The organism is Clostridium sp. MCC328 (assembly GCF_018785465.1).
Taxonomy (GTDB): Bacteria; Bacillota; Clostridia; order Lachnospirales; family Lachnospiraceae; genus Pilosibacter; species Pilosibacter fragilis.
Map to the genome: position 1 here is coordinate 1 of NZ_WQPW01000011.1, position 20,426 is coordinate 20,426.

A 20,426-nucleotide genomic window follows, 5' to 3' on the forward strand; every position below is an offset into this window, starting at 1 on the left:
TTTCGTTGTATTGCCTACAAATAGGATAGCACATTTTGTTGAAGTTTCTTTATATTATTTTATCTAGCACAACAGGTTAAATTAGATTGTGTTATAAAAAATGTCATGAATATAAGCTTTCTTTCCAGATGCTTTCTTTCATGACATTTTTTAGTTCTTTGCGGATTGCCACAGCAATTTTTTATTCCTATTCAGCCTTTTCTAATACTGGCTCACATTTTCTAGCTTCTTACCCGCGCTCCGCCACAAATTTCTCCACTTCCTCATACTCCGGAATACTCGGAGCTGCGCCGTTCCGGCTTACGGCGATGGCACTGGCGGCACTTGCCGTTTTCAGGATCTCCGGAATCTCTCTTCCTTTTGTGATTCCAGACAGGAAATATCCACAGAAGGTATCTCCCGCCGCAGTGGTATCCACTGCTTTAACTTTATAAATATCCTGTTTGAAGCACCGGGTCTTATCAAAATACCAGGACCCATTTTCACCCAGCGTCAATACAAAAGCGGCATCCGGATATTTCGTCTTCAGCTTCTCCATGATCTCTTCCGGTTCCTCACTCTCCGCTCCGGAAATCTCTTTTCCCTCGATCTCGTTAAGAATAAAATAATCCACCAGATTCATCGGGATCGTCTTCAGATTCTCGTTGATCGGGGACGGATTCAGCGCGACCTTCGCTCCGGCCTTCTTCGCCGTCTCAGCTGCATATCCCACATTGGAGATCTCGTTCTGGAGAAGGACGATATCTCCCTCTTCCACCTCTTTTACCGCCTCGTCGATCATTTCTTTCGATACGGAATCGTTGGCTCCGCCGCAGATGATAATATTGTTCTGTCCATTCTGATCCACCTGGATCACCGCGTGACCGCTGGCTCCGGAAAGACTCTTTGTACCTTCTGTATGTACCCCGGACGCCTTGAGAACATCTAAGAGCATTCCCCCGTCCGCTCCAACAGCGCCCACATGATGCACTTCCGCCCCGGAACGTGCCAGAGCGATCGACTGATTTAATCCTTTTCCGCCGCAGGCCTCCGCATACGTTCTCGTCTTGATCGTCTCTCCCGGTCTTACAAAGTGATCCACTCCGTATACACGGTCAATATTCAGAGATCCAATATTTAATACCTTCATATTGCTTCTCCCTTTTCAAAAGATCCCCCAGAAAAACTTCCGGGGGATCTCATTTTTACATTTTATAAAGATTCAACTTTACGCTTCGCGTCAGTCAGATCCTATTTGTAACCTTTCTCATGAAGAGCAGCCTGTGCAGCAGCAAGTCTTGCGATCGGTACACGGAACGGTGAGCAGCTTACGTAGTTTAAGCCAACCTTGTGGCAGAACTCTACGGAAGACGGATCTCCGCCGTGCTCGCCGCAGATACCGCACTTCAACTCCGGACGTGTTGCACGTCCTTCCTTAACTGCGAGCTCTACGAGACGGCCAACACCAGTCTGGTCAAGTCTTGCGAACGGATCAGACTCGTAGATCTTTGCCTTGTAGTAGGAATCAAGGAACTTACCGGCATCGTCACGGGAGAAGCCGAATGTCATCTGTGTCAGGTCGTTTGTACCGAAGGAGAAGAACTCAGCTTCCTCAGCGATCTGGCCTGCAGTAAGGGCTGCACGCGGGATCTCGATCATTGTACCAATGTGGTACTTCATATCGGAGCCTTTCTCTTTCTTAACCTGCTCAGCAACTTCAACAACGATGTCTTTCACGAACTTGAGCTCTTTCTTCTCGCCAACGAGCGGAATCATGATCTCCGGAACGATCTCATAGCCCTCTTCTTCCTGGACTTCGATTGCAGCTTCCATAACGGCACGAGTCTGCATCTTTGCAAGCTCCGGATAAGTAACTGCAAGACGGCATCCACGGTGACCCATCATCGGGTTGAACTCGTGAAGTTCGTCGCATTTCTTCTTTACTTCATCAACAGTGATGCCCATATCTTTTGCAAGATCAGCCATCTCTTCCTCTGTCTTAGGAGTGAACTCATGCAGCGGCGGATCTAAGTAGCGGACTGTCATTGGTCTGCCCTCGAGTGCCTTGTACATAGCCTTGAAGTCGCCCTTCTGGTACGGAAGGAGTTTGCTTAATGCTTCCTCTCTTGCCTCTACTGTATCAGAAACGATCATTCTTCTTAAGTTGTGGATTCTCTCCGGATCGAAGAACATATGCTCAGTACGGCAAAGGCCGATGCCCTCTGCGCCAAGCTTAACTGCGTTCTTTGTATCAGCCGGTGTATCAGCGTTTGTGCGGACACCAAGTTTTCTGAAGGAGTCAGCCCAATCCATGATTCTCTTGAAGTTTCCGCCTACGGATGCTTCCTGAGTCTTGATATCACCATTGTAGATCTTACCTGTTGTACCGTCTAAGGAGATGTAATCGCCCTCGTGGAAGGTATGTCCGCCGAGTGTGAATTCCTTCTTCTCCTCGTTGATCTTGATCTCGCCGCAGCCGGATACACAGCAGGTACCCATACCACGTGCAACTACTGCTGCGTGGGATGTCATACCGCCGCGGACTGTTAAGATACCCTGTGCAGCGTGCATTCCCTCGATATCCTCCGGGGATGTCTCAAGACGAACTAAGATCACTCTCTCGCCCTTGCCGCCGATACCAGCTGCCTTAGCGTCATCTGCTGTGAAGCAAACTTTACCAGCTGCAGCACCCGGGGAAGCCGGAAGAGCCTGTCCGATCACTTCGCCTGCCTTTAATGCAGCCGGATCGAAGGTCGGATGTAATAACTGATCAAGGGATTTTGCTTCGATTCTGCAAACAGCTTCCTCAGGAGTGATCTGTCCCTCATCAACTAAATCGCATGCGATCTGGATTGCAGCCGGAGCGGTTCTCTTACCATTACGTGTCTGTAAGAAGTAGAGCTTACCTTCCTCGATTGTGAACTCCATATCCTGCATGTCGTGGAAATGATTCTCAAGTTTCATAGCCAGTTCCATGAACTGCTTGTAGCACTCCGGAAGATCTTTCTCAAGCTGAGAGATCGGCTGCGGAGTACGAACACCGGCAACAACGTCCTCGCCCTGTGCGTTGATCAGGTACTCACCGAAGATACCTTTTTCACCTGTGGACGGGTTACGTGTGAAGGCAACACCTGTACCGGAGGTCTCACCCTTGTTACCGAATACCATGGTCTGTACGTTTACTGCGGTACCCCAGTCGCCCGGAATATCATTCATACGACGATAAACGATTGCACGCGGGTTGTCCCAGGAACGGAATACAGCTTTCACAGCTCCCATTAACTGTTCCTTCGGATCCTGCGGGAACTCTTCGCCCTTCATAGCCTCTTTGTATACAGCTTTGAACTTCTCAGCGAGCTCCTTTAAATCGTTAGCGTCTAACTCTGTATCATAGTGAACGCCTTTTGCTTCCTTCATTTCGTCGATGATCTTCTCGAAGTAGGACTTCGGAACTTCCATAACGACGTCGGAATACATCTGGATGAATCTTCTGTAGGAGTCATATGCGAAACGCGGATTACCTGTCTTCTTTGCGAAACCTTCTACTGCTACATCATTTAAACCGAGGTTTAAGATGGTATCCATCATACCCGGCATAGATGCACGCGCACCGGAACGTACAGATACAAGTAACGGATCCTCGGTATCACCAAATTTCTTTCCGTTCACGCCCTCGAGCCATGTTAAAGCCTCAAAGATCTGATCCTGGATCTCTTTTGTGATCTGTTTTCCGCTGTTGTAGTAGTCTGTGCAGGCTTCTGTTGTTACTGTGAATCCCTGCGGGATCGGCATGCCAAGATTTGTCATCTCCGCAAGGTTGCAGCCTTTGCCGCCGAGAAGATTTCTCATTGCCGCGCTGCCTTCTTCAAACTTATAAACCCACTTTGCCATAAGTTGTTATTCCTCCTAGAATTTAGTTTAGACTAAGATGTCTATATTGCCCTCATCTCTTTGCTCCCCTGCAATACTTCCGCTCCCCCATCACGTAACTCCGGTTTGGAAATATCGCACAAAAAAAATCGAGTGTCGGAAAAAAGGCCTGTACATATTATAAGGGATGTTGCCAAAAATTGCAACATCCCTTTATAAAAGTTTCGTGATTTTTTCACATATTTCTGTAAATTTCCGTCGTTTTTCTTGGTCAAAATTGTACACAATTTTCTTTTAATTTAGTACAATTTACCAGTGAGCACTGCCAGGAGGATACCAAGAACCGCTCCCGCAACTACCTGTAGCGGCGTATGTCCCACATATTCTTTCAGTTTTTCCTGGAGAAAAACTCCGTCTAAATTCAGGATATTCTCAAAGAAAACGCTATTCAACAGTTTTGCCTGTTTTCCGGTCTCCCGCCTTACGCCCATCGCGTCGTACATTACGATCATCGAGAGAACAAAGCTGATGGCAAATTCAAAGCTTCCCACTCCGTACTTCATTCCGGATGCCGTCGTAAGCGCACAGACCGTCGCTGAATGGGAACTCGGCATTCCTCCGGAGCCGAAGATCCGCTCCGGATTAAAAGACTTATTGATCACCATATCGATCACGGTCTTTAAAAACTGTGCCACTGTCCATCCGAGCACTGCACTGATCAGTATCTGGTTTCCCAGAAATTCATTCCACATTGTCATGTTTTCCTCTTTTATGTCAGTATTTCCAAATCATTTTAGTATCCGATCAGCCAGTCATATAATTCCTGATACTTTCCGGCAGACGTCTTCCAGGAGAAGTCCACAGCCATCGCCCGGTCAACGATCTTATTCCATTCCCGCTTCTTATCGTAGTAAATATGCTTCGCATAGCGGATAATATTCAACATCTCGTGGGCATTGTAGTTCGCGAAGGAGAATCCTGTTCCTGTTCCCTCGAACTCATTGTACGGCCATACCGTATCCTTTAAGCCGCCTGTCTCGCGGACGATCGGCACCGTTCCGTAGCGGAGCGCCATGAGCTGGCTCAAACCGCACGGCTCAAATAAGGACGGCATCAGGAACGCGTCGCAGGCCGCGTAGATCTTGTGGGACAGCGGCTCGGAGTAGTATATCTGCGCTGATACGCGGTCATGATATTTCCAGTCGTAATGGCGGAACATATTCTCATAGTTCTCGTCTCCGGTTCCAAGAACGACCAGCTGCACATCATCCGTACAGATCTCGTCCATCACGCACTGGATCAGGTCCAGACCTTTCTGGTTCGTGAGTCTTGAGACGATACCGATCATGAACTTCTTATCGTCCTTCGCGAGACCAAGCTCTTCCTGAAGCGCGCGTTTATTTTTCACTTTCTCTTTTCTGAAATTTTTCGCGTTGTAATTCTGAACGATATCCGGATCCGTCTCCGGGTTGAAGACATCATAGTCGATACCGTTTACAATCCCACGGAGATCGCCGGATCTCGCCCGCATAAGTCCGTCAAGCCCTTCTCCGTAGAACGGGGTCTTGATCTCCTCCGCGTAGGTGTTGCTGACCGTCGTGATCGCGTCGGCATACACAAGACCGCCCTTCAACATATTTCCGTCTTTGTATGCCTCTAACTTATCCGGTGTAAAGAAGTAGTCCGGGAGTCCCGAGAATCTCTGGATCGTCTTTACATCCCACACGCCCTGGAATTTCAGGTTGTGGATCGTCATGACGGACTTGATTCCGCGGAAAAACTCTCCCTCTCCGAATCTTCCCTTTAAATATACAGGGATCAGTCCAGTCTGCCAGTCATGGCAGTGGATCACATCCGGTCTCCATCCGATCACAGGAAGTGCGGATAACGCTGCCTGTGAGAAAAATGAGAATTTTTCCAGGTCGTAATACCAATCACCATATGGCTTATCGCCCCAGAAATAACTCTCATTATCGATAAAATAGAAGGTGATCCCTTCATATACATATTCAAGAATTCCGACATAACGGCTCTGTCCCAGGTAATCCATATAAAAATGATTTACATAAGTAAGATTGCTCAAAAATTTATCCTTGATACAGAGATACTTCGGGATCATGACCCGCACATCAAAATATTCTTTATCAAAACATTTCGGTAAGGATCCCACAACATCGGCAAGTCCGCCTGTCTTGATAAAAGGTACAGCCTCGGAAGCGACAAACAATATTTTCTTCATGATAACCCATCCTTCCACTTTTTGCTCCATGGCAGGGAAAATTCCGCAAAAATGCCATGTCCCGCTATTAGATTCAGTATAACACATCCCTCGGAAATTAGAAAGTGGGTCTTTTTCTTTTTTCAGATTTTTCAGATACGTTTGTAATCCAGTCGGATTTTGTCTGCAATCAGTGCAATAAATTCAGAATTTGTCGGTTTTCCCTTGCCGCCGTTCACCGTGTATCCGAAGAGGCTGTTCAGGGTATCAAGCTCTCCTCTGCCCCAGGCAACCTCGATGGCATGGCGGATGGCACGCTCCACGCGGCTCGGTGTCGTCTTGTGGGTCTTCGCGATGGTCGGATAAAGGATCTTCGTGACAGAGGACAGCATCTCTGTATCCCTGACAGACATGATGATTGCATCTCTCAGATACTGGTATCCTTTAATATGGGCTGGAATTCCGATCTCATGCAGCATCTGGGTCACATCCGTCTCGAGATTCTGTTCTATATAGGTCTCTTTATCAAGATACGGCTGTACCTTCTTCACATCCGTATGTACCGCACCTGCCGCTTTTATCCGACCGCGACAGACTCTGTGGATCTTATCCAGAATAATATCCCTGTTGAAGGGCTTCATAATATAATAATTAGCTCCGAGCCGGAACGCGTCCTCTGTCACATCCTGGCTGCTGGCCGCCGTCACCATGATGAAAGACGGGTGGTTCTTCATCTGCGTGTTGTTTTTTACTTTTTCCATGACGGAAATTCCGTCCAGTCTCGGCATGATCACATCCATGAGAACAATATCCGGATTCGTGCGGACGATCATGTTGTACGCATCCTCGCCATTATCCGCCTTTCCTACTACATGGATCCCGTCCTCTTTTTCCAGAATTTCGCCAAGTAAATTCAAAGTCTGTCTGTTGTCATCTGCAATCGCAATGGATAATTCTGCCATAATGCTCCTCCTGTAACACATAAAGTTTCTTTTTCGGTCATTTTCCCCGTTCCAGCCGGGCGTCTGACATGATATTTTTCTTTTTGAGCATCCCCGGTAGGAATATAGACATTATAGTATTGCCCCCTTGTCGAATCCAATCCGAAATAGGTGTACAATTTCAAAATCATTCGTGATTTTTCGTTGTTTTGCGAGCTTTGTATCTATTTTTAGCACTATATCTTTTTTTCTTAACATTTTTTAACAGCAGACATGTTAAAAAGAATGTGCCTTGGCACATTCTCGCGCCTCGCGCGGTCGCTTGCGACGATCTACATATTCGCGCGAGTGTGCATCTTTGGCACGTCAGTGCCTTTTTATGTAACGGGGAATTCCTCGGAATTTCCCGTTACATAAAAAAGACCCGGCATGTTTCCATACCGGGTCTTCTCGTATTCTGTCGTTTTTATTTGATCGTGAGCAGGTAATTCGCAAACTGCTGCGCTGTACGGCCGGAAAGTCCGCCACCGCGCATCTCGAAACGGTTCGCCTCGTAGCAGATCTCCGCATCAGTCATAACCTCCGGAGTGATGCCCGCGCGTCTCGCGAGAGCCACTGCCATCTCGTTGAACCCTTCCTTGTTCGGCTTCGCGTAGAAGATAGAAAGGCCAAACCGGTTGACCAGGGAGAGCTTCTCCTCCATGGTGTCGGAGCGGTGCAGATCCTCGCTGTGTTCCATGTCCTCTCTATCCTTCCACGTCTCCTTGATGAGGTGACGGCGGTTGGATGTGGCGTAGATCAGCACGTTGTCCGGCTTTGTCTCGACTCCGCCCTCGATAACAGCCTTTAAGAACTTGTACTCGATCTCAAACTCCTCGAAGGAGAGATCATCCATGTAGATGATGAACTTGTAGTTGCGGTTCTTGATCTGGGCGATGATCGTGGAAAGATCCTTAAACTGATGCTTGTAGATCTCGATCATGCGCAGGCCCTGGGGGTAGAACTGGTTGACGATGGCCTTGATGCTGGTGGATTTACCGGTACCGCTGTCGCCGAATAACAGCACGTTGTTCGCCGCTTTTCCGTCACAGAACGCCTGGGTGTTCTCCACGAGTTTCTTCTTTTGGAGCTCGTAGCCGATGAGATCATCCAGCATAACGGTATCCATGTTGTTGATCGGCAGGAAGCGGATGGATCCGTCCTTGTTCTCAGCAATGCGGAATGCCTTGTTGAGTCCGAACATGCCGACACCGTAATCTTTGTAGAACTCCGTCACATACTGGAAGAAATCTGCGCCTGACTCGGCCGTCTCAAGCTTCTCGCTTAAGGTTCTCACTTTCTCGCTGACATTTTTATTGTACATCAGCTCTTTTTTGCGGATTGCCTGGTAGTGGGTCAGCTGTGTGAAGCAATCGATGGAGAGTTCTTTCTCCAGCCAGGAAAAATCGTAATCGAACAGTTCCTTGAACATGTCGAAATCGTGGGTCACAAAGTTGTTGACCGTTCCTTCCTGAGCCCCCATCTTCTCACAGACGAGGCTGAACGGATTCTCATTCGTGATCAGGAGGAATGTCAGGTAGTTGTGCCATAAGTTCTTGTCAAAAGCGTAGTCTGTGGCAACCGTCAGAAGATTCTTCACCTGGTGGAAAACGCGGCCTCTGAGCGCCGCCTTCGTCTCTGTTCCATCTTTCAGTTTCTCACAGATATCCGCAAGCTGCCAGAGGATCGAGTCTTCCGGCAGGCTGCCGTATACGAGCAGGTTTGATACGATCTCGTTCATATAGTTTCCTCTCTTTCCGGGGATTTTTCCGAAACCTGGCAACCTTCAGAAACTGCCGTATGGCATTTTCCGTCGGATACCTGGTAAAAAGGCGGCGCAGCTTCCAAAATAAGCCCGCCGCCTTTTATATATCATGTGATACCAGGGTTCCAAGGTCAAAAAGCCTTTTGCAAGCAAGCTTGCCAAAGGCCTTCCGACCTTTTGACCCTAGGTATCAAATTACTCTACGATAGCACCCTTATCCGCAGAGGATACGTTCTTCGCATAGCGCTTTAAGTATCCTGTCAGCTTCTTCGGCTCGCGGATCTTCATGGTCTTCTTTCTCTCTTCCATCTCCTCATCGGAAACAAGCAGCTTTAAGCTGTAGTTCGGAATGTCGATAGCGATCTTGTCGCCGTCTTTGATGTAAGCGATCGGGCCGCCTGCAGCTGCCTCCGGGGAGATATGTCCGATAGCTGCACCGCAGGATGCACCTGAGAAACGTCCGTCTGTAAGAAGAGCAACGGTTGTGTCAAGCTTCATACCAACGATCGCGGATGTCGGAGAAAGCATTTCTCTCATTCCCGGGCCGCCTGCCGGTCCCTCATAACGGATGACAACGATGTCGCCCGGAACGATCTTTCCAGCGTAGATCGCTGCGATCGCCTCTTCCTCGGAATCAAAGCACTTTGCGGTACCTGTGTTGACTAACATCTCCGGTTTTACAGCGGAACGCTTTACGATCGCGCCGTTCGGAGCCAGGTTTCCGAAAAGGACGGCAAGTCCGCCGGTCTTTGTGTATGGATTGTCTAACGGACGGATCACTTCCGGATTGCGGTTTACGGCACGGGCAACGTTCTCAGCAACAGTCTTTCCTGTTACAGTCTTGCAGTCGCCGTGGATCATACCGGCATCGAGAAGTTCTTTTAATACTGCGGAGATTCCGCCTGCCTCCAGGAGATCCTGCATGTGGTGATGTCCTGCCGGTGCGAGGTGGCACAGGTTCGGAGTCTTCTCACTGATCGCGTTGATCATGTGAAGATCAAGAGTGATATCAGCCTCATGGGCAATTGCAAGAAGATGAAGCGCAGAGTTTGTGGAACATCCGAGAGCCATATCGGTTGTTAAAGCGTTCTCGAATGCTGCCGGTGTGATGATATCGCGCGGACGAACATCGTCAGCTAAGAGTTTCATAACCTGCATACCTGCAGTCTTTGCGAGACGGACACGCTCAGCGTATACAGCCGGGATCGTACCATTTCCCGGAAGGCCGAGACCAAGAACTTCTGTTAAGCAGTTCATGGAGTTTGCGGTGAACATACCGGAACAGGAACCGCAGCCCGGGCAGGAGCTTCCTTCGATCTCAGCGAGTTCCTCATCGTTGATCAGGTTCGCTTTTCTTGCACCGACAGCCTCAAATACAGTATTTAAATCTCTCTGGTTGATGGAGAGCATCGGGCCGCCGGATACGAAGATACACGGAAGGTTCAGACGCAGAGCTGCCATTAACATACCCGGAACGATCTTATCGCAGTTCGGGATAAATACAAGAGCGTCAAAGCAATGTGCTTTTACCATACATTCGATGGTATCAGCGATCAGTTCACGGGAGCTTAAAGAGAAATGCATTCCGTCATGGCCCATGGCGATACCGTCGCAGACACCGATGGTATTGAACTCCATCGGAGTTCCACCTGCCGCAAGGACGCCGTCCTTTACGGCACGGGCGATGGTCTGTAAGTGCATATGTCCCGGTGCTACTTCATTGAAAGAGTTTACAACGCCGATAAACGGGCGGCGCATCTGCTCGTCGTTATATCCATCTGCCTTTAAAAGAGAACGGTGCGGCGCATGCTCTACGCCAGCTTTTACTTTATCTGAATTCATGATTTTTCTCCTTATGAAACCTAAAGCCAGGCGGTGATGCCTGGCCCTGAAGAATTTTTTTTAGGGTTTCGCTGCCCCGCAGTGCCACACTCGCGGACTTGTGTCCGCTCGTGCGCGGGCATTCGCCCTATGAATCCGCCGGCAAAGATTCACTTATGTGCGAGCACAACGTGAATTTTTCCTCGTCGGATTCGTTGCCCCGCAGTGCCACACTCGCGGACTTGCGTCCGCTCGTGCGCGGGCATTCGCCCTATGAATCCGCCGGCAAAGATTCACTTATGTGCGAGCACAACGTGAATCTTTCCTCGTCGGATTCGCACTGCTCATTGCTATCGCGACTATTTAGCCTCGTCAAGATCCTGTGTCTGCTTCCAGCCCATCTTTGCTCTTAACTCGCGGCCTGTCTTAGCTGCAAGTGTCTCAGCGTGTGCTGCTCTTGCTGCGTTGAAGGTTGTTCTGCCAACCTGGTTCTCAAGAATCCAGTTCTTAGCGAAAGTACCATCCTGGATCTCTGTTAATACCTGCTTCATAGCCTTCTTCGCTTCGTCGCCGATGATTCTCTTACCGCTTACATAATCACCATACTCAGCTGTATCAGAGATGGAGTATCTCATTCCCTCGAAACCAGCGTTGAAGATCAGGTCTACGATTAATTTCATCTCGTGGATGCACTCGAAGTATGCGTTCTCCGGCTTATAACCAGCCTCAACAAGTGTGTTGAAACCAGCTTCCATTAATGCGCAAACGCCGCCGCAGAGAACTGCCTGCTCACCGAAGAGGTCTGTCTCTGTCTCTTCCTTAAATGTTGTCTCGAGGATACCGCCTCTTGCTCCGCCGATACCTGCAGCGTATGCCTTAGCAACTTCCATGGAGTTTCCAGCCGGGTCCTGCTCAACAGCTACGAGGCACGGAACGCCCTTGCCGCCAACGTACTGGGAACGAACGGTGTGGCCCGGTCCCTTCGGAGCGATCATGATCACGTTTACATCTGCCGGCGGAACGATCTGTTTGAAGTGGATGTTGAAGCCGTGAGCGAATGCAAGTGTCTTGCCTGCTGTAAGGTTTGCCTTGATATCGTTCTTGTAGAGAGCTGCCTGCTTCTCATCATTTACAAGGATCATGATGATATCTGCTGCCTTTACAGCGTCTGCTGTGAGCATAACTGTGAAGCCGTCTTCTTTTGCCTTTGCTGCGGACTTGGAACCCTCGTAAAGACCTACCACTACATCAACGCCGGAATCTCTTAAGTTCAGAGCATGGGCATGACCCTGGGAACCGTAACCGATAACAGCTACTTTCTTTCCGTCAAGAAGTGATAAGTTACAATCTCTCTCATAATACATGGTTGCCATAGTTTTTCTTCTCCTTATTCTTCATTGTGATCGACACGTAATGTGTTGTCTATCCCTAAACCGATCGCGATCTCTCCCGACCGGCTAAGTTCTAATATACCAAAATCTCTGACTTTTTCAATAAAAGACTCAACTTTTTTGCTGTCTCCGGTAATCTCGGCTGTCAGATGCTCTTCACCGAAGTCTACGACTTTTCCGCCGTACTCGTTGATCAGATCCAGTACCTGATGTTTGCTGGAACCTCTGTGGCTTCCTGTCAGGTGCATTTTGATGTACATATGCTGGGCAAATACGGTGTTTTCCGGTTCCAAAAGTGTTACGGCACGGACATCAATGAGTTTTTCCAGCTGACGGACCACCTGGTCCTTCATATATTCATCTCCTGTGGAGACGATGGTGATCCGCGTATAATTCGGATCATCCAGCGTACCTGCGGAGATATTATCGATATTATAGCAGCGCTTTGCGTAAAGACCGGCGATGCGGTTTAAAACGCCGAAGCGGTTGTTTACGATCATGGCGACCGCAAACTTTTCAACTTTGTTTTCCATGGTCACCTTATCCTTCCACAATCATGTCTTTAATAGATCGTCCCGGCGGGATCATCGGCAGGACTTTCTCATCCATATCAATGTGACAGTCGATCAGAACCGGTCCCTGGGATTTGTCAGCTACATCAAGGGCTTTCTTTAGATCCTCCATCGTGTAGACCGCGTATCCGTCAGCACCGAAGGCTTTCGCCAGAGCCGGGAAGTCCGTCTTTCTGTCCAGGATCGTCTGGGAATAGTGACAGTCGTAGAAAATTGTCTGCCACTGTCTTACCATTCCGAGGACATCATTGTCGAAAATGACAATGGTGATCGGGAGTTCCTGACTCACCGCCGTTGCCATCTCGTTTAAGTTCATTCCGAAGCTTCCGTCTCCAGTGAAGAGAACGGTTCTTCTGCCTCTCGCTGCGATGCATCCGCCGATGGCTGCACCGAGACCGTATCCCATGGTTCCGAGACCGCCGGAAGTGAGAAGCGTGTGCGGCTTTTCAAACGGGTAGAACTGCATGGTCCACATCTGGTGCTGTCCGACGTCGGTAGCGACCACTGTGTCCTCGGTACAATGTCTGTGAACTTCCTCGATGATGGCTTCCGGTCCGTAAGGTTTCGGTGCCGGGAGGATCATCTCGTTTTTATAGCCCTCAAGCTCACTCACCCACTCCGGATGCCGTTCTTCCGGGAGCGCTTCCAGAATCTTCGTAAGGATCTCCTTCACATCGCCCCAGAGGCTCACATCAGGACTGACATTCTTTCCGATCTCCGCGCGGTCGATATCGATATGGACCGTCATACATTTCTTTGTGTACTCGTTTAAGTCACCTGTCGCGCGGTCAGAGAATCTGACGCCGACTGCCAGAAGCAGATCACATTCGGACTGGGCCTTGATGGACGGATATTTTCCGTGCATGCCGCACATTCCAAGATTCAGCGGATAGGAGGCCGGAACGGAGGTGATTCCCATCATCGAAAGACCGATCGCCGCGTCGACCCGTTTTGAGAGCTCCAGGACTTCTTTCTGGGCTCCTGCTGCCACGACACCGCCGCCTGCGTAGATAAACGGCTTTTTCGCCTTTTTGATCATCTCAACAACTTCACCAATGTCTCCGCACTCGGACTTTCTCGGCTTCTTTACAACACTTGGGACTTTTAAGTCCTCCACATACTCGTATTCCGCAGACTGGACGTTCTTCGGAATATCAATGAGAACCGGTCCCTTACGTCCGGAATTCGCGATCTCGAAGGCTTCAATAATCGTCTTCTGAAGATCCTTAATGTCCCGGACCATGAAGTTGTGTTTTACTACCGGCTGTGTGATCCCGACGATATCCACCTCCTGGAAAGAATCCTTTCCGAGACTGTTTACCGCGACGTTTCCTGTGATCGCGACCATCGGTACGGAATCAAGGTAGGCGTTTGCGATCCCTGTCACCAGATTTGTAGCACCGGGACCGCTTGTCGCCAGGACCACGCCGGTCTTTCCGCTTGCTCTCGCATATCCGTCAGCGGCATGGGCAGCTCCCTGCTCATGGGCTGCTAAGACATGTCCGATACGGTCAGACGCAAGATAGAGTTCGTTATAGATATCAAGCACTGCGCCCCCCGGATATCCGAAGATCACTCTCACGCCCTGATGGATCAGCTCTTCCACCAGGATCCGCGCTCCGTTCATTTTCATAGCTGTTTTTCCCCTCATCTTATTTCTTTCGGAATGTCCGGCTCTGTCAGACATTCCCGTCTTTTCTTTTTCTGGTGCGGACAAATGTCCGTATCAAAATTCAGGTATAAAAAAGCCTTACAGCGTTACACTGTAAGGCTTTGCTTTTCTTCGTAACTTGTTCTTTCAAGTTTCTATCAGGCAATCCCGGATTCAGTATAACGCAAATAAGCATTCCCGTTCACGACGATAATGCTGACGATAATTCGAATCACGACTGCGAGTAGAATAAGATTCGTCATATCTTTGCGTCTCCTTTCCAATTGCCCTTCAGCAATGTTGCTACGTTTTATTATAAGCACTTTGTCAGAAATTGCAAGTAATTTCTTTTTATAGCTTGTATGAACCAAAGTTATAAAACATTGCCCGCTCGTAAATGCCTTTTTGTTTATCAGGAAATTCCTTCGCGTTTCCTGTTAAAAAAAAGCTCTGCAGGCACCGGGATTTCCCCGGTCTGCAGAGCTGCTCCTATTTCAAATTATTTTTTACAGTTTTGAGTATCCGTACGGATTGATCAGCGCATCCAGTTTCTTTCCTTCCTTACATAACGGACAGTTCCTGTAATCGCTGTACTGGTAATCCGGAACATCTTTTAATCCGAATACCGACTTGATCGGAATCCCATTGACATTCTCAAGCGCACTGAATACTGCGGAGATCCCCTGAATAATTCCTCCATAGTACTGGACACCCTCGATCGCCTTGTTGATCGTCAGACCTGTTGTCACGGTCGCGGTGAGGATCAGCACATTCTTTCCGTTGATCATTGCGCGGTAATTGTCCTTAAACACAATCTGGCTGTTGCTGTTGAACTCCGGTTTGATAACGTAGATCGTCTTGTGGGCGTTCTTCGACATGAAACCGCCTTTTGTCAGCTCCTGCGCAAGAAGTGTTCCGATCACTTCGGTCCCTTCCATGCATACGATTGTATCGACGATCATATCGTACAGATACATATGTACGAGTGCCTGGGCAATTCCTCCCGCCTCACTCAGACGGCTCTTTACCGTCGTCAGGTCAAAATAGTAATTCGTGTGGGCATGATTCGTTGCAAAATGTCCCTTTACGATTTTTAACGGGGTATCTGTACCGGTCGTCTGAATTTTGTCATACTTTAACTCCATACACGATCCTCCTTATTCAAATCTCACGTTTACTGTTATTTGGCTATATTATACCGAATTTTCAGATACTATTCAAGGAATTTTCCTGTTTTTCATCAGGTTTTTCGTCACTGTTTACGCCTTGCGCAAACAGTAACGGTTTTTCTCCCTGTTTTTCTACCACGCAAGGACCTCATGTCCGGTCTCTGTCACGAGTACCATGATCTCCCTCTGGGCAGACGGAAGCCTGTCATCGGTATAGATCGTCCAGCCGTTGCTGTCATCCACAAAGATATCCGGACGGCCCATGTTGATCATCGGCTCGATGGTAAAGATCATCCCCGGTGCCATAAGCATCTCCTCGCCCCGTCTTGTCACATAGCTTACAAACGGATCTTCATGGAACTCAAGACCGACACCGTGGCCGCCGACTTCCTCGACAATGGTGTATCCGTTCTTCTTCGCATAGTCATGGACTGCCTGCCCCATATCTCCTAAGAATCCCCACGGTTTTACCTGTTCAAGACCTTTTTCCACAGCTTCGTTCGTGACACGGACAAGTTTTTCCTTTTCCGGATCCACGTTGCCGATCAGGAACATTCTGGACGAATCAGAGAAATATCCGTGAAGAATCGTGGAGACATCCACGTTGATGATATCGCCGTCTTTTAAGACAACATCCCCGGACGGGATTCCGTGGCACACCTGATCATTGATGGAGGTGCACACGCTCTTCGGGAATCCCTCATAATTTAACGGTGCCGGAATCCCGCCGTGCTTTGTCGTAAAGTCGTATACCCACTGGTCGATCTCCTCCGTGGTAATTCCCGCTCTGATGTGCTCCGCCACATAATCAAGGACTGCCACATTCAGTTTTCCGCTCTCACGGATCCCCTCGATCTGTGCCGGTGTCTTGATGATCTTGTGGGACGGAACCTCGTGGCCTGCAAAGCGGGCACGACTGATCTTCTGGTCAAATGCCATATGGCACTCACAATATGGCTTCCCGCTTCCACACCAGCATGGATCATTTTTTCCGATTCTGCGAAACATAATTTTTCCTCTTTTCTATCTGTTTTTGCATTTCTGTACTGTACGGGATTTTCCCTAAAAAAGAATATGCCTGGCATATTCTCGCGCCTCACGCGGTCGCATGTGACAATCTACATCTTCGCGTGTTTGCACATTAGAAAATTCTTGTCCGTGTACAGGAATTGCGTTTGCGAATTCTTTTATTTTCCTGTATAATATCCTTATCTATCATAACGTCGGAGACTCTGTTTGTCAAATAAGTCTCCTGAGAAAATATGCCGTTAATATCACGGCGTGGATTTTCCGGACTGAAAATCCCCCGCGTTGCAGAGGCGGCTGTAAAGAAAGTGAGGAATTTACATGAACGTACTGATCACCGGGTTCGACCCCTTCGGCGGAGAGCCGATCAATCCTGCATGGGAAGCCGTAAAAGCCATGAAAGACGAGATTGCAGGCGCAACGATCACAAAGCTGCAGATCCCGACCGTAGTCGCTAAATCCATTGCGAAGGTCCATGAAAAGATGCAGGAGCTCCGCCCGGATATCGTCATCAGCATCGGCCAGGCCGGCGGACGGTTCGGCGTGACTCCGGAGCGTGTTGCGATCAATGTAACAGATGCAAGGATCCCGGATAACGAAGGAAACCAGCCCATCGATGAACCGATCTTTGCAGATGGAGATGCCGCTTATTTCTCCAATCTTCCGGTGAAGGCGATGGTTCAGGAGATCAGGAACGCCGGTTATCCTTCTACCCTCTCCAACACCGCAGGAACCTATATCTGCAACCATGTCATGTATGGAATTTTATACTATATCCAAAAGGAATTTCCAAATGTACGCGGTGGCTTTATCCACGTTCCGTATGCCGTTTCCCAGGTTGTCAATAAACCGGCAACCCCGTCTATGGCCATTGCGGATATTACGGCTGCATTGGAGGCGGCGGTGAAGGCCGCTGTTGAATATGAGCAGGATATCAAAGTGATCGGGGGAGAGACGCACTAAAAAGTCACTTCTGTCGCACAAAAAAACTTCATCTTCGGAAGTTTTTCAGGCTGTAATACCGGTCTGAACAACTCCAAGGATGAAGTTTTTCTGTAACTGTTCAGTAGGTCTGCGCACTTGCTGCGCTGACCGTAAGAAAACATAGGCTGGAGGGCAAAAATCCCATCAGCGAAGCTGATCTGGAATGGATTTTTGCGTGTAACTATGAAGGTACTGAATAGTTACGTTTTTCTTTTATCCGGGTTCCGGACTGCCTTTCGAGGCACCCGCCCGGAATCCGGTTTTCTGATTATTCTTTTGTTCCTCTCTCCGCAGACGCGTTGAGCTTTCCGTCGACCACGTCGATCCTGATCGTATCTCCGGTGTGGACGCCATCCGACAGGATCAGGCGTGCTGCCAGAGTCTCCACATTCTTCTGCAGATATCTCTTGAGCGGTCTTGCGCCGTATACCGGATCATAACCGTTGTCCACGATAAACTGCTTTGCAGAATCGGAAAGTGCAACCACAAGCTCTTTATCCGCCAGACGCTTGTTGATATCGGCAACAAGCAGATCAATGATGCTTCCGATGTTGTTCTTTGTAAGCGGCTTGAAGAGGATCGTCTCATCAAGACGGTTCAGGAACTCCGGACGGAAGTGGGCACGCAGATCGTTCATGACCTCAGCCTTTGCCTCCGGCTTGATATCACCGTTCTCATCGATACCGTCAAGCAGATACTGGGAACCGATATTGGAGGTCAGGATAATGATCGTATTCTTGAAATCAACGGTCTTGCCCATGGAATCTGTAATACGTCCGTCATCGAGGACCTGAAGCAGAACATTGAATACATCCGGATGTGCCTTCTCGATCTCATCGAACAAAACGACACAATACGGTTTTCTGCGGACTGCCTCTGTGAGCTGACCGCCCTCATCGTATCCGACATATCCTGGCGGTGCTCCGATCAGACGGGATACGGAGTATTTCTCCATGTATTCACTCATATCGATCCGGACCATATTGTTCTCATCATCAAACAGACTTGCCGCAAGTGTCTTTGCAAGCTCTGTCTTGCCGACACCGGTAGGTCCTAGGAACAGGAAGGAACCGATCGGCTTTGTCGGATCCTTGATCCCGGCCTTGGAACGGATGATCGCGTCTGTAACCTTCTCAACTGCTTCATCCTGACCGACAACACGTTTGTGGAGCTCATCGTCCAGATGAAGGGTCTTGTTTCTTTCACTTTCCGTGAGCTTTGCAACCGGGATGCCCGTCCAGCGGGAGATGATCCTTGCGATCTCATCTTCGGTAACGCTCTCATGGACAAGGCTCAGATCTGCGTTCTTTACCTTTTCCTCCTCTTCCTTCAACTCTTTTTCAAGCTGCGGAAGCTTACCGTACTGGAGCTCTGCTGCCTTATTCAGATCATATTTCTGCTGTGCATCCTGGATCTGACGATGGACTGCCTCGATCTCCTCACGGATGGAGGAAAGCTTATCAACCGTTGCCTTCTCATTCTGCCACTGGGCCTTCTGAGTCGCGAACTGGTCATGAAGCTCTGCCAGCTCCTTCTGAAGATCCGCAAGACGCTCCTGACTTAAATGATCTGTCTCTTTCTTGAGAGCCGCCTCCTCGATCTCCAGCTGCATGATCTTTCTGGAGAGTTCATCCAGCTCCGTCGGCATGGAATCAAGCTCCGTCTTGATCATTGCGCACGCTTCATCCACGAGGTCGATAGCCTTATCCGGAAGGAAACGGTCGCTGATATAACGGTTGGAAAGAGTTGCCGCCGCTACAAGCGCGGAATCAGTGATCTTTACGCCATGATAAACCTCATAACGGTCCTTCAGTCCACGAAGGATCGAGATCGTATCCTCGACCGTCGGCTCATCAACCATAACCGGCTGGAAACGACGTTCCAGAGCCGGATCCTTCTCAATATATTTCCTGTACTCATCCAGAGTCGTCGCACCGATACAGTGTAACTCACCACGGGCAAGCATCGGCTTTAACATATTGCCGGCATCCATAGATCCTTCCGTCTTTCCGGCTCCGACGATGGTGTGAAGCTCATCGATGAACAAAATGATCTGTCCCTCGCTCTTTCTCACCTCATCGAGAACGGCTTTTAAACGTTCCTCAAACTCACCACGGTATTTCGCACCCGCAACAAGGGCACCCATATCCAGTGAGAATAATTTCTTATCTTTTAAGCCCTCCGGCACATCGCCGCGGACGATACGCTGTGCAAGCCCTTCCACAACGGCGGTCTTACCAACACCGGGTTCACCGATCAGAACCGGGTTGTTTTTCGTTTTTCTGGAAAGGATCCGGATCACGTTCCGGATCTCGGCGTCACGGCCGATCACCGGATCCATCTTCTGGTCTCTTGCCTTTTCTACAAGATCGGAACCATACTTATTTAAGGTATCGTAGGTTGCCTCCGGATTATCACTGGTAACTCTCTGGTTGCCGCGGACCGTGGACAGAGCCTGTAAGAATTTATTACGGTCGATCCCATAAGTACGGAACAGTTCCTTTATTGCCCTGTTCGGTTCTTTTAACAGGCATAAGAACAAATGCTCAACGGAAACGTATTCGTCCCCCATCGCCTTTGCCTCGTCCTCGGCATCGATCAGGACTTTATTGAGATCCTGTGTGAGATAGACCTGTCCGCCTCCGGATACCTTCGGCAGCTTCTTAAGTGCTGCTTCCGCCTCATCCGCAAACTGCTCACCGGAGATTCCCATTTTCGTGATCAGCTTTAAGATCAGGCTGTCATCTAACTTTAACAGACTCACCAGGAGATGTTCCTGGTCGATCTGCTGATTTCCATATTCATAAGCCAGCTTCTCGCAGTTCTGGACTGCTTCCACTGATTTCTGTGTAAATTTGCTGATATTCATGATCGCAAGCCTCCCTTCAATGATGAAGTACTTGTTGTGTTTGTTGTCAGTAATACCGCCCAGCGAAATTTTCATCCGCCGGGCGGCTTAATCTTTCAGATACGTGGCAGCTTCGCATACGTTTCTGTATC

General features: G+C 49.0%; 14 protein-coding genes. 1 reads left to right on the forward strand and 13 read right to left on the reverse strand.

Features of this window, described 5'->3' with window-relative positions; genetic code table 11:
• Positions 1-229: 229 nt before the first annotated feature.
• The 12 genes from GPK83_RS01990 to GPK83_RS02045 form a co-directional block, all read right to left on the reverse strand.
• Complete coding sequence (locus GPK83_RS01990; RefSeq protein ID WP_117552995.1) at positions 230-1,129, reverse strand: ribokinase; 900 nt, start codon at positions 1,127-1,129, stop codon at positions 230-232.
• Between the two features lie 101 nt (positions 1,130-1,230).
• On the reverse strand, positions 1,231-3,870 hold the full coding sequence (gene ppdK / locus GPK83_RS01995; protein WP_117552996.1) for a pyruvate, phosphate dikinase: 2,640 nt from the start codon (positions 3,868-3,870) through the stop codon (positions 1,231-1,233).
• Between the two features lie 278 nt (positions 3,871-4,148).
• A complete protein-coding gene (locus tag GPK83_RS02000; RefSeq protein WP_117471056.1) occupies positions 4,149-4,607 on the reverse strand; it encodes a divergent PAP2 family protein in 459 nt (152 codons plus the stop codon).
• 35 nt (positions 4,608-4,642) lie between these two features.
• The gene (glgA, locus tag GPK83_RS02005) at positions 4,643-6,088 is read right to left on the reverse strand and encodes a glycogen synthase GlgA (RefSeq protein ID WP_117484912.1); all 1,446 of its coding nucleotides are present in this window, start codon (positions 6,086-6,088) and stop codon (positions 4,643-4,645) included.
• Between the two features lie 131 nt (positions 6,089-6,219).
• Positions 6,220-7,029, reverse strand: coding sequence for a sporulation transcription factor Spo0A (spo0A, locus tag GPK83_RS02010; protein ID WP_015555104.1), 810 nt, complete (start codon positions 7,027-7,029; stop codon positions 6,220-6,222).
• Positions 7,030-7,474: 445 nt separating this feature from the next.
• On the reverse strand, positions 7,475-8,788 hold the full coding sequence (locus tag GPK83_RS02015; protein ID WP_215703877.1) for an ATP-binding protein: 1,314 nt from the start codon (positions 8,786-8,788) through the stop codon (positions 7,475-7,477).
• Positions 8,789-9,007: 219 nt separating this feature from the next.
• On the reverse strand, positions 9,008-10,654 hold the full coding sequence (ilvD, locus tag GPK83_RS02020; protein WP_215703878.1) for a dihydroxy-acid dehydratase: 1,647 nt from the start codon (positions 10,652-10,654) through the stop codon (positions 9,008-9,010).
• 338 nt (positions 10,655-10,992) lie between these two features.
• Positions 10,993-12,006: a ketol-acid reductoisomerase gene (gene ilvC, locus GPK83_RS02025; RefSeq protein ID WP_215703879.1), complete on the reverse strand. Its 1,014-nt coding sequence runs from the start codon at positions 12,004-12,006 to the stop codon at positions 10,993-10,995.
• Between the two features lie 14 nt (positions 12,007-12,020).
• The gene (gene ilvN / locus GPK83_RS02030) at positions 12,021-12,557 is read right to left on the reverse strand and encodes an acetolactate synthase small subunit (protein WP_144364837.1); all 537 of its coding nucleotides are present in this window, start codon (positions 12,555-12,557) and stop codon (positions 12,021-12,023) included.
• Positions 12,558-12,564: 7 nt separating this feature from the next.
• Positions 12,565-14,229: a biosynthetic-type acetolactate synthase large subunit gene (gene ilvB, locus GPK83_RS02035; protein ID WP_117553004.1), complete on the reverse strand. Its 1,665-nt coding sequence runs from the start codon at positions 14,227-14,229 to the stop codon at positions 12,565-12,567.
• A gap of 524 nt (positions 14,230-14,753) precedes the next feature.
• Positions 14,754-15,392: a hypothetical protein gene (locus tag GPK83_RS02040; RefSeq protein ID WP_015555111.1), complete on the reverse strand. Its 639-nt coding sequence runs from the start codon at positions 15,390-15,392 to the stop codon at positions 14,754-14,756.
• A gap of 156 nt (positions 15,393-15,548) precedes the next feature.
• Entirely contained in the window at positions 15,549-16,424 is an 876-nt protein-coding gene (locus GPK83_RS02045; RefSeq protein ID WP_015555112.1) for a methionyl aminopeptidase, read from the reverse strand.
• Positions 16,425-16,763: 339 nt separating this feature from the next.
• On the opposite strand from GPK83_RS02045, the gene pcp reads away from it, so the two are divergent.
• On the forward strand, positions 16,764-17,405 hold the full coding sequence (gene pcp, locus GPK83_RS02050) for a pyroglutamyl-peptidase I (protein WP_215703880.1): 642 nt from the start codon (positions 16,764-16,766) through the stop codon (positions 17,403-17,405).
• Between the two features lie 289 nt (positions 17,406-17,694).
• Here pcp and clpB read toward each other — a convergent pair whose 3' ends face one another.
• The gene (clpB, locus tag GPK83_RS02055) at positions 17,695-20,295 is read right to left on the reverse strand and encodes an ATP-dependent chaperone ClpB (protein ID WP_215703881.1); all 2,601 of its coding nucleotides are present in this window, start codon (positions 20,293-20,295) and stop codon (positions 17,695-17,697) included.
• Positions 20,296-20,426 lie beyond the last annotated feature (131 nt).

Bases quoted from the DNA above. Each gene is read 5' to 3' on its own strand.
- GPK83_RS01990 (WP_117552995.1), bottom strand. From the start codon at position 1,129: ATGAAGGTATTAAATATTGGATCTCTGAATATTGACCGTGTATACGGA.
- ppdK (WP_117552996.1), bottom strand. From the start codon at position 3,870: ATGGCAAAGTGGGTTTATAAGTTTGAAGAAGGCAGCGCGGCAATGAGA.
- GPK83_RS02000 (WP_117471056.1), bottom strand. From the start codon at position 4,607: ATGACAATGTGGAATGAATTTCTGGGAAACCAGATACTGATCAGTGCA.
- glgA (WP_117484912.1), bottom strand. From the start codon at position 6,088: ATGAAGAAAATATTGTTTGTCGCTTCCGAGGCTGTACCTTTTATCAAG.
- spo0A (WP_015555104.1), bottom strand. From the start codon at position 7,029: ATGGCAGAATTATCCATTGCGATTGCAGATGACAACAGACAGACTTTG.
- GPK83_RS02015 (WP_215703877.1), bottom strand. From the start codon at position 8,788: ATGAACGAGATCGTATCAAACCTGCTCGTATACGGCAGCCTGCCGGAA.
- ilvD (WP_215703878.1), bottom strand. From the start codon at position 10,654: ATGAATTCAGATAAAGTAAAAGCTGGCGTAGAGCATGCGCCGCACCGT.
- ilvC (WP_215703879.1), bottom strand. From the start codon at position 12,006: ATGGCAACCATGTATTATGAGAGAGATTGTAACTTATCACTTCTTGAC.
- ilvN (WP_144364837.1), bottom strand. From the start codon at position 12,557: ATGGAAAACAAAGTTGAAAAGTTTGCGGTCGCCATGATCGTAAACAAC.
- ilvB (WP_117553004.1), bottom strand. From the start codon at position 14,229: ATGAAAATGAACGGAGCGCGGATCCTGGTGGAAGAGCTGATCCATCAG.
- GPK83_RS02040 (WP_015555111.1), bottom strand. From the start codon at position 15,392: ATGGAGTTAAAGTATGACAAAATTCAGACGACCGGTACAGATACCCCG.
- GPK83_RS02045 (WP_015555112.1), bottom strand. From the start codon at position 16,424: ATGTTTCGCAGAATCGGAAAAAATGATCCATGCTGGTGTGGAAGCGGG.
- pcp (WP_215703880.1), top strand. From the start codon at position 16,764: ATGAACGTACTGATCACCGGGTTCGACCCCTTCGGCGGAGAGCCGATC.
- clpB (WP_215703881.1), bottom strand. From the start codon at position 20,295: ATGAATATCAGCAAATTTACACAGAAATCAGTGGAAGCAGTCCAGAAC.